The 10,325-nt window shown below is 35.2% G+C and carries 8 protein-coding genes; all 8 read left to right on the top strand.

Annotated elements, in window-relative coordinates; translation table 11 throughout:
• The first annotated feature begins 178 nt into the window (after positions 1–178).
• The gene (locus tag CI949_RS12010; protein WP_290766866.1) at positions 179–2,089 is read left to right on the top strand and encodes a PASTA domain-containing penicillin-binding protein; all 1,911 of its coding nucleotides are present in this window, start codon (positions 179–181) and stop codon (positions 2,087–2,089) included.
• 37 nt (positions 2,090–2,126) lie between these two features.
• Positions 2,127–3,593 (top strand): UDP-N-acetylmuramoyl-L-alanyl-D-glutamate--2,6-diaminopimelate ligase, encoded by a 1,467-nt coding sequence (locus tag CI949_RS12005; RefSeq protein WP_133530260.1) that lies wholly within the window; start codon positions 2,127–2,129, stop codon positions 3,591–3,593.
• The gene (gene murF / locus CI949_RS12000) at positions 3,594–4,991 is read left to right on the top strand and encodes a UDP-N-acetylmuramoyl-tripeptide--D-alanyl-D-alanine ligase (protein ID WP_133530259.1); all 1,398 of its coding nucleotides are present in this window, start codon (positions 3,594–3,596) and stop codon (positions 4,989–4,991) included.
• A 1-nt stretch (position 4,992) separates the two neighbouring features.
• Positions 4,993–5,943, top strand: a complete 951-nt coding sequence (mraY, locus tag CI949_RS11995; protein WP_290766862.1) for a phospho-N-acetylmuramoyl-pentapeptide-transferase — start codon at positions 4,993–4,995, stop codon at positions 5,941–5,943.
• Between the two features lie 31 nt (positions 5,944–5,974).
• Entirely contained in the window at positions 5,975–7,324 is a 1,350-nt protein-coding gene (gene murD, locus CI949_RS11990) for a UDP-N-acetylmuramoyl-L-alanine--D-glutamate ligase (RefSeq protein ID WP_290766860.1), read from the top strand.
• A gap of 9 nt (positions 7,325–7,333) precedes the next feature.
• On the top strand, positions 7,334–8,428 hold the full coding sequence (ftsW, locus tag CI949_RS11985) for a putative lipid II flippase FtsW (protein WP_133530256.1): 1,095 nt from the start codon (positions 7,334–7,336) through the stop codon (positions 8,426–8,428).
• 7 nt (positions 8,429–8,435) lie between these two features.
• Complete coding sequence (gene murG / locus CI949_RS11980) at positions 8,436–9,539, top strand: undecaprenyldiphospho-muramoylpentapeptide beta-N-acetylglucosaminyltransferase (protein ID WP_290766858.1); 1,104 nt, start codon at positions 8,436–8,438, stop codon at positions 9,537–9,539.
• A gap of 30 nt (positions 9,540–9,569) precedes the next feature.
• A partial coding sequence (locus CI949_RS11975; RefSeq protein WP_290766856.1) for a Mur ligase domain-containing protein occupies positions 9,570–10,325 on the top strand: 756 nt, incomplete at its 3' end.

The following is a 10,325-nucleotide window of genomic DNA, read 5'->3' as shown; positions in this document are numbered from 1 at the left end:
AGTAAAAGAAGTTACTACCGTTCAGGCTGAATCACTTGAGTAGGAGGATTAAATTTGCAGCAATTTGAAGAAAGTAAAAAAAATAGAATAATATTCTATTTCGCAATAATATTTATATTACTATTTAAGCCAAGGACATTTTGGACACAAAGCCTTAAATCAGAGAATAAAGGAGTTTGTGGTTAACTCAGAAAGAGGAATAATCTATGATAATACCGGCAGGAAACTTGCAGTCAGCCTACCAGCTAAGACTGTAGTTGCTCTGCCGGATAATATTATTAATCCCAATAAAACAGCTGCAGAACTGACTGAGCTGCTGGATATTAGTTATAATACAATTTATAGAAGGATTACCTCAGATGCTGCTGCAATTTTTTTACAGAGAAAAGTTAGTAATGAGTTGTATAAGCAGATTGAAGCAAAAAACTTAAAGGGAATTACATTTACTGAAGAAAGTAAAAGATATTATCCAGCGGGAAAACTTGCTTCTCATATAATTGGGTTTACGGGTGTGGATAATAATGGTCTAAGTGGCCTGGAGTTATCTTATAATAATTATTTAAGCGGTAAAGCAGGGAAAATGATCATCGAAAGAGATGCTCAGGGTAAAACTATTCCCAATGGGGTTCGAGAAGCTGTACCTGGGAGAGACGGATATAATGTTCATCTAACAATAGACGAAGTAATTCAATATATGGCAGAAAAAGAACTGAAAAATGCTGCTGAGAAGTTTGATTTTTCTGGTGGCTCAGTAATAGTTATGGACTCATCCAATGGTGATCTACTTGCTATGGCAAATACCCCTCTTTATAATCCAAATCAGTTTGAGGATTATCCAGAAAAAAGTTGGCGTAATCGAGCGATCAGTGATGTTTTTGAACCTGGATCAACTTTTAAGATCATAACGGCAGCAGCTGCTTTAGAAGAGGGAGTAATAACTGAAAATGATATTTTAACAGACCCTGGACATATCTATGTAGAAAATGAGAAAATTAACTGCTGGAGCAATAGTGGTCATAGAAGTCAGACCTTTGCTGAAGTTGTTAAAAACTCCTGTAATCCCGGTTTTGTAGAAGTTGGACTAAAAATGGATAAAGAAACTTTTTATTCCTACATCAAAGCCTTTGGTTTTGGCGAACAGACTGGAATCCGACTTCCGGCTGAAGCCAGGGGAATTATTCCAGAATATGATAGAATTGGTCCGGTGGAGCTGGCAACTTTTTCTTTTGGTCATGGGATTTCTGTAACACCGATTCAGCTTGCAGCAGCTGTTTCTTCAGTTGCCAACGGAGGAAAATTAATGCAACCCAGGCTTGTTAAAAAAGTGGATACAGGAAGCAGGTCTGAAAATATCATCAACGAACCTCAGATTATTAGACAGGTTATTTCAAAGAGTACTGCAGATAAGACAAAAGAATTATTAAAACAGGTGGTAGAAAGCGGCACCGGTACTCAAGCAGCAATTGAGGGTTACGAAATTGGCGGAAAGACCGGTACAGCCAAACACTATAATGAGGATATTTATGATTCTTCCTTTATTGGAATAGTACCTGCAGGTGATAGGGATTTAGTCGTCCTAACTATTTTATATGATATCAAAGGTGAAACATATTACGGCAGTCAGACAGCTGCTCCTGTTTTTAAAAACCTAACAGCTAATATTTTAAATTATTTAAATATTAAACCTAACACTAAAGATCAATTTTCTTATCAAAACAATGATCAGGAAATTGAGATACCTAATTTAATAGGCGAAAGCTTTTTGAGTGCTGAAAGTAGTTTGAGAGAAAAAGGATTTAATGTTAAACTAATTGGAGATGGAGAGATAGTAAAAGCTCAACTTCCTGTTGCCGGTATAAAAAGCAATTACAATTCTACTGTCTGGCTCTTTAGTAAAAAAGAAGCTAAAGAGGAAATCTTAATTGCAGTACCAGATTTTAGAGGTCTGCAGGGAAATGATGCAGTAAAACTGGCAGAACAAAAAGGTTTAAAAGTTTCATTGTCTGGTTCAGGTAAAGTGATTGGACAATCAGTTTATCCAGGCAGGAGAATTAAAACTACAAATCAAATAAATTTAAAACTCCGTTAGTTTAAAATTGAGATCTGGATTTTGGAGGTTAATAAATATGGAGTTAAAAAAATTACTAAAAAATATAGATTTTGAATTAAAAAAGGGCAGTTTAAACAAAACAATTACTGAATTAAAATATGATTCAAGAGAAGTAGAAAAAGATAATATGTTTATTGCTATCAGTGGTTTTGAAGTGGATGGTCATCAGTTTATCACTCAGGCCATTAAAAATGGGGCCACAGCTATTATAACTGAAAAAGATATTCCTCAATACGAGAGTGGTATTACTTATATTAAAGTGAATAACAGCAGAAAGACTATGGCTGAACTGGGGAAGAATTTTTTTGAAGATCCACTCAGCGAAATTAAACTGGTTGGAATTACTGGAACCAATGGTAAAACAACTACTTCTTATTTATTATATAATATTTTAAAAGAGGCGGCTGGAAAAGCTGCTTTATTTGGAACAATTAAAAATATAATTGGAGATCAGGAACTCGCTTCAAGTAGAACAACTCCAGAATCAATTGATTTATATAGATATTTTGCTCAAATGAGAGAAGAAGGGGTAAAATATGGAGTTATGGAGGTTTCCTCTCATGCTCTGGATTTATATCGGGTTGCAGGAATGAAATTTGAGGCTGCGGTTTTTACCAATATAAGTCCTGAACATTTAGATTATCATAAAACACTGGAAAATTATCGTGAAGTTAAGTCAAGGTTATTTTCTCATCTTTCTCAGGATAAATTTGCAGTAATCAATCTTGATGATTCAAATGCCGATTATATTAAAGAAAAATCTGGCGGCCAGAAGTATTTTTATAGTTTGGATTCTGAAGTTGCTGATTTATATACAAAAGATTTTAAACTTCATCAAAGAGGTATGGAATATAAAAGTGGTGGCAGAATAGAGTCTCTTTTCAAATTAAGACTGGGTGGGATATTTAATATTTATAATTCTCTTGCTTCAATACTGACAGCCAATTTGCTGGGAGTTGAAGCGGTGAGTATAGAAAAAGCTCTGGCTGAGATTGATTCTGTCCCGGGGCGTTTTGAAATTATCAATGCCGGCCAAAATTTTCAAATTGTTGTTGATTACGCCCATACTCCGGATGGAATGAAGAATGTTTTGGAAACTGCTGCGGCCATGGACAAAAACAGATTAATTGTGCTATTTGGTTGTGGTGGTGATCGAGATCGGAGTAAAAGGCCTGCTATGGCCGAATTGGCAGAAAAATATGCAGACTATACAATTGTAAGCAATGATAATCCTCGCAGTGAGGATCCAGAAAAAATATTTACTGAAATCAAATCAGGTTTTAGTGAAAGTTTTGCTGATTACGAAATTATTGCGGATCGAAAACAGGCAATACAAAGAGCAGTTGAAATTGCTGAAGAAGATGATCTTGTCATGCTGCTGGGTAGAGGTCATGAGCAGTATCAAATTTTAAATAATAAAAAAATAGAGCTGGATGACCGTCAGGTAGCATATGAGGCGGTTTCAGCATTGAAAGGGATTTAAATGCAAAATTTAAATTTAGCTGAGATAATTGATTTTTCTGGCGCAGAACTGCTGCAGGGAAATACAGCTGAGATAATTGAAGAAATTGTTATTGACAGCAGAGAAGTTAAAGATAATTATTTGTTTATAGCAATTATTGGTGAAAATCAGGATGGACATCTTTATCTATCAGAGGCAGTGAAAAATGGAGCTGGAGCAGTAATTGTTGATCGGGAAATAGAGGACGATTTTATTAAAGCTTCTGATACAGCCATTTTAAAAGTTGATGATACTACCAGAGCTCTGCAGGATATTGCTCATAATTATAGAAAGTCGTTTGCTGACTTAAAAGTGATTGCTGTTACAGGTAGTGCAGGTAAAACTACTACTAAAGACTTAATTTATTCAGTCTTGAAGCAAAAATACAGCTGTTTAAAAACAGAAGGTAATTATAATAATCATATTGGACTACCTTTAACTCTATTGAGATTAACAGCTGCAGAAGATTTTGCTGTTCTTGAAATGGGGATGAGTGCTCTGGGAGAAATTAAACTGCTGGCAGAAATTGCAGAACCAGATATCGGTATTGTTACAAATGTAGCCGAAGCACATTTAAAGCAGCTGGGAAGTTTAGAAAACATTGCACGAGCAAAAAAAGAGCTGATCGATCAGCTTAAATCTTCAAATAAAGCGATTTTAAATTATGATAATCTTTATACCAGAAAAATGGGAAAAGAAACGACTGCAGAAGTGATATATTTTGGTTTTGAAAAGGGTGCTGATCTGCAGACTTTAGAGTATAATTTTGACAGTAAAAATGAGATTTTAAATTTTAAGATTAGATATAAAAATAAAAATCATTCTTTTAAATTTTATAAAGCTGGAAAACACAATATTTATAATGCAATGGCTGCTGTTATAACCGGTTTAGAGAATGGACTCAGTTCTGCTGAAGTTCAGCAGGGATTAGATCAGGCTGAATTTTCTTCAAACCGAATGGAGTTTATTGAATTAAAATCAGGGGTGAGAATAATTAATGACAGCTATAATGCTAATCCCCTGGCAGTAAAGGCAGCTCTTGATGTTTTAATGGGCCATCAATCTAAGAGAACAATAGCTGTTTTAGCTTCAATGCTGGAGTTGGGAGAGCAAAGTCAGGCTAAACATCGTGAGGTTGGGCTTTATGCAGCTAAAAAAGGTGTTGATCTGCTAGTAACAATAGGTTCAGAAGCTAGAGAAATTGCGGCTGGTGCAGGTAAGAAGATGCCGTCAGATAGAATTATTACTTTAGAAAATAATCAAGAATGTGTTGAATTTCTTGCAGCTGCAATTAATAAGGGCGATTTAATTTTAATAAAAGGATCGCGCGCCAATCATTTAGAAGAAATAGCTGCTGCATTAAAAACTGAGGAGCTTTAAAATGCAATATATTTTAGCATATATTTTGCCACTATTAATAATTGTATTTAGTGGAAATTATTTTATCAATTATATAAAAAAATTAAATTTTGGTCAGCAGGTACGGGATTATGGACCGGAAAGCCACCTTAAAAAGGCTGGAATACCAACTATGGGTGGGCTTTTAATTATCTCAGTTTTTTTGATTCTCTCATTTTTTTTTGTACCGCTGAATATCGAATATACTGCCCTGCTGCTGTCAACTTTTATCATGGCTTTAACAGGTTTTTTAGATGACTTTTTAAAAATTAAGTTTGAGCGTTCTTTAGGGTTGAAGGCCTGGCAGAAAATTATTTTACAGACAGCTGCAGCTTTAGTAACTGCAGTAACTGCAGTTTTTGTTGTTAAACAGCACAGTATAATAATTCCTTTTTTGGGTAATCTCCAAACGGGAGAGGTTTTTAAATTCATCCTGGCTTTTATCGTTGTTATAGGAAGTTCCAATGCTGTTAATTTAACAGATGGGCTGGACGGTCTGGCAGCAGGTGTGACTGCTGTTGTTTCAGCTGCTTTTGCGGCCATCTTTTATTTGCAGGGACTTAATAATTACAGTCTTTTAATGTTAATAATGGCTGGCTCTACAACTGCCTTTCTCTGGTTTAATGCTAATCCTGCCTCAGTCTTTATGGGAGATGTTGGTTCCCTGGCAATTGGAGGTTTTTTGGGGGCAACAGCAGTTTTAACAGCTGCCGAAATATATTTACTAATTATCGGTGGTATTTATGTGATAGAAACTCTTTCAGTGATGATTCAGGTACCGTATTTTAAAGTTACTGGAGGAAAAAGAGTATTTAAGATGACACCAATTCATCATCATTTTGAATTAAGTGGACTGGCAGAAAATAAAATTGTATTTCGGTTTGTAATTATTACGATAGTATTATCACTGTTTGCTGTGAGTTCACTGTTTTAATTACTATAAATTTTAAAGGAGTTAGATGTTATTGCGTTTAGATTATCAAAAAGTGGCAGTTTTTGGTTTTAGTGCAAGAACTGGACTGGCACTTGTCAAATATCTTTCAAAATTTAATCTGGAAATTATTGTTGTGGACTCAAAAACTAGAGAAGAACTGGAAACTTTAATAGCCCGGGTTGACAGTAAAAATATCACCTTTGATCTCGGGGGTAGTGGAGATAAAATTTTAAAAAGTGATCTAATTATTCTAAGTCCCGGGGTTCCATATGATCTTGCTGTTTTAAAAGAAGCAAGGGAAAAAGGGATTGAAACGATCAGTGAGATTGAATTTGCCTTCAGGCAGTCTGATGCCGAAATTATTGGAGTTACCGGGACAAACGGTAAAACCACTACCACAGAAATGCTGGGAGCGATGCTGAGCGATTTGGACGGCAGATCAGTTAAAGTGGCCGGGAATATTGGAATTCCTTTTATTTCAATTATTGATCAACTTCAGGCTGGAGAAAAGGTTATTTTAGAATTGAGTTCTTTTCAGCTGGAGGCAGTTAAAGAATTTAGGGCTCGAATTGCTCTCTATTTAAACTACAGTCCAGATCACCTGGATCGACATCATAATGAATCCAACTATAAAAAGGCAAAGAAAAATATCTTTTTAAATCAAAGAGAAAATGATTATGCAGTTATTGATCTTGATGATCCTTATCTATATCAGCTCAAAGACGAATTAGAGGCAGATGTTATCGGACTGAGCTCTAAAATGCAGGATGCAGATTTAATAATAGATCATATAAGAGCATATTATCAAAAAGATAATGTTAATTTGCTTGATTTCAGAAAAATTGATTTACCTGGAGAACATAACCGTAAAAATGCTGCTTTTGCAGCTCTGGCTGCTTATCTGACCGGTCAGAGTCTGGAAAAAATTCAAATGGCAGCTGCAGAATACAAACTGCAGTCACATCGGATGGAATATATTAACAATAAAAAAGGATACATAATTATTGATGATTCTAAGGCCACTAATCCTGATGCTGCTATTAAGGCTTTAAAGACTTTGGATCAGGATATAATTTTAATTGCCGGGGGTCAGGATAGAAATGCTGATTTCAGTGATCTGGCTTCAATAATCAGAAAGAAGGTTAAAACATTAATTCTGGTTGGAGAAACTGCTGAAAAACTGGCTCTGTTATTTAAAAATGATGAGTTGGAGTTAATCAGGGCAGAGAATCTGAAAGAAGCAGCAGAATTTGGAGTTGAAAGATTAAATCAGAATAATACTCTACTTTTATCTCCTGCCTGCCCAAGCTGGGATATGTTTGCAAGTTATAAAGAGCGCGGTAAAATATTTAAGGAGACTGTTTTAAAAAATATTAATTAAGGAGAAAATATGAGAAAAAAGCTGCCTGATTTAATTTTATCATTTACAATTTTAGCTCTGGTGATGAGCGGTCTGATAATGATTCTTTCGGCCAGCTCTGTTAAAGCAGAGCAACTTTTTTCTAATAGTTATTATTTTTTTATTAATCAACTTAAATATCTAGCCGTTGCTCTGGTTTTGTCAGCAGTTACATATAAATTGAAGTATAAAAAATTAAAAGAACTTGCTCCCTATTTGCTTTTAATCTCACTGGGGACATTAATTCTGGTCTTAATTCCTGGGGTGGGAAGAATGGCTGGTGGATCCAGACGCTGGCTCCCTTTAGGACCAATTAGTTTTCAGCCTTCCGAACCGGCAAAATTGACTATTATTCTTTATCTGGCCGCCTATATAGATAAAAACAAGGGCAAAATGAAAAATTTTAAAAAGGGGATTCTGCCACCGCTTTTAGTAATTGCTTCAATTTCTTTTCTAATTTTAATGGAACCGGATCTGGGTACAGCTGTTACCCTTGCGATGGTTGCTGCAGTTATGATTTTGGTTGGTGGAATTAAAATTTTAACATTTATCTCACTGGGGATAATCTCCTTTCTGCTGGCTCTGGGAGCAATATTAATTGAACCTTATCGCCGGGAAAGATTGCTTACATTTTTAGATCCCTGGAGTGATCCCTTAGATAGCGGCTACCATATTATTCAGTCACTGCTGGCCCTGGGATCTGGGGGGCTTTTTGGGGTAGGTGCAGGTAACAGCCACCAAAAATTTTTATATTTACCTGAGCCAGGAACTGATTTCATTTTTGCAGTTTTGGGAGAAGAATTTGGACTTCTGGGTACTTTGTTTATTATCAGTTTATATTTTTTGCTTGCCTGGAGAGGATTAAAGATTGCAGTAAAAGTGGATGATGCCTTTGCTTCAATGCTTGCGGTCGGAATAACTTCTATGATAGTTATTCAGGCCCTGATTAATATGGCAGTTGTAACTTCATTAATGCCGGTTACCGGTATTACTCTGCCTTTAATTAGTTATGGTGGTTCATCACTTGTTATAAATTTGGTGGCACTTAGTTTACTATTAAATATATCACGTTATGTTGAGGGATGAATAAATTATGAAAGCAGTTATTACAGGTGGAGGCACAGGCGGACATATTTATCCGGCTCTTGCTGTTGCTGAAAAATTAAAAGAAAATGGCTGGGAAATTCTATATATAGGTTCTGATTATAGGATGGAAGCAGATATTGTACCAGCTGCAGGTTTTGATTTTAGGGGACTTAGTGTAAGACCGCTACCACGGAAAGTTTCAACTAAAATTGTCAGCTCAATATTCCATAATTTTCAGGCAATTATTAAAGCTCTTATTATAATAAATAAATTTAAAGCTGATTTGATTATTGGGACTGGAGGTTTTGTAGCAGGTCCTGTTGTTCTGGCTGGAGTTCTGCTCGGTAAAAAAACAATTATTCACGAGCAAAATGCTTATCCTGGGATCACAAATAAATTACTGGCCCGAGTAGTTGACCGAGTTTGTTTAAATTTTTCGGAAGCAGCAGAGTATTTAAAAGTTAGTCAAAAAAAAATAAAAATTACAGGTAATCCAGTTAGACCAAAAATATTGAATGTAGACCGCAATCTGGCTTATCATGAATTAGATTTAAATCCTGACTTAAAAACAATTTTAATTACTGGCGGCAGCCTTGGTGCTGAAGTTATAAATAAGAATGTAGTAGAAATTTATAAATATGCAATTCAAAATAGAATCCAGATAGTTCATTTAACTGGCAAAAAAAATTACAATCTGCTTATCAATCAGCTTAGAAAAATTAATATTACTCCAGATAATTCTCTACTCAGGATTATTGATTATTTGGATGAAATGGAATATGCACTTAAGACTGCAGACTTAATTATTTCTAGAGCAGGGGCAACAGGTCTGGCTGAAATCACAAGTTCTGCCAAAGCATCAATTCTAATCCCCTTTGCGAAAGCTGCGGAAAATCATCAACTGATTAATGCACAGGCGCTGGAGAAGGTTGGAGCAGCAGTGATGATTAGAGAATCTGAACTCAATGAAGAGCTGTTATTAGAAAAAGTCAAAGAAGTTATTGAAAATGACAATCTGCTGCAGTCAATGTCAAAAGCAGCTGCTGAGTTTTCACAAAAAGATTCTCTCAGGAAATTGATTGAAGTAATTGAAGAGCTAAGTAGAGAGTAAAGTAATTTGGCTTATAAAACATGATTTAGGGTGATTATTTTGTTAAATAAAAATTCACATGTTCATTTAATTGGTATTGGTGGAGTTTCGATGAGTGGTATTGCAGAGATCCTTGCAGAGAGAGGATATAAAGTAAGTGGATCAGATTTAAAAGAGAGCAAATATCTTGAACTATTGGAGAAATATGATGTTGATCTTTTTATAGGTCATGCTGCATCTAATATTGAAGGAGCAGACCTAATAGTAAAAACGAGTGCAATTCCTGCTAATAATCCCGAAATTAAAGCAGCAAAAATGAAGGGGCTCAAAATAGTTAAAAGAGCAGAAATGCTTGCCTACTTAATGAAAGATAAAAAAACTATTGCTGTTGCTGGTACTCATGGAAAAACTACAGTCACTGCTATGCTGGCTGCAATTTTTAAGAGAGCAAAAATGGATCCTGCAGTGATGGTGGGAGGTTTTCTTAAGGAACTTAACGGTAATATTGCTGACGGTAAAGGAGATTATTTTATCACTGAAGCCGATGAAAGTGATGGCTCTTTTCTTTATTTTGATCCCTATTTACTTTTATTAAATAATTTGGAACTTGATCACCCTGATTTTTATCAGGATCTGGATCAATTTATGAATATTTTTAAAAGATTTGCTGATAAGAATGACAAGCAGTCAATTCTATTATATAATAGAGACGACAAAAATTTGAATTCTCTCTTTGAAAATCGCAAAAAAAGTCTCAGTTTTTCTCTGCAAAAAGGAGAATTTACTGCCAGAGATATTGAGTATGAT

The organism is Halanaerobium sp. (genome assembly GCF_003070835.1).
The sequence above is the reverse complement of the archived record's forward strand: the minus strand, read 5'-3'. Positions and strand labels throughout refer to the sequence as shown.

What these genes read in the sequence shown, in the direction of transcription:
- murF (WP_133530259.1), top strand. Translation starts at nt 3,594, where the DNA reads ATGCAAAATTTAAATTTAGCTGAGATAATTGATTTTTCTGGCGCAGAA.
- mraY (WP_290766862.1), top strand. Translation starts at nt 4,993, where the DNA reads ATGCAATATATTTTAGCATATATTTTGCCACTATTAATAATTGTATTT.
- murG (WP_290766858.1), top strand. Translation starts at nt 8,436, where the DNA reads ATGAAAGCAGTTATTACAGGTGGAGGCACAGGCGGACATATTTATCCG.
- ftsW (WP_133530256.1), top strand. Translation starts at nt 7,334, where the DNA reads ATGAGAAAAAAGCTGCCTGATTTAATTTTATCATTTACAATTTTAGCT.
- CI949_RS12005 (WP_133530260.1), top strand. Translation starts at nt 2,127, where the DNA reads ATGGAGTTAAAAAAATTACTAAAAAATATAGATTTTGAATTAAAAAAG.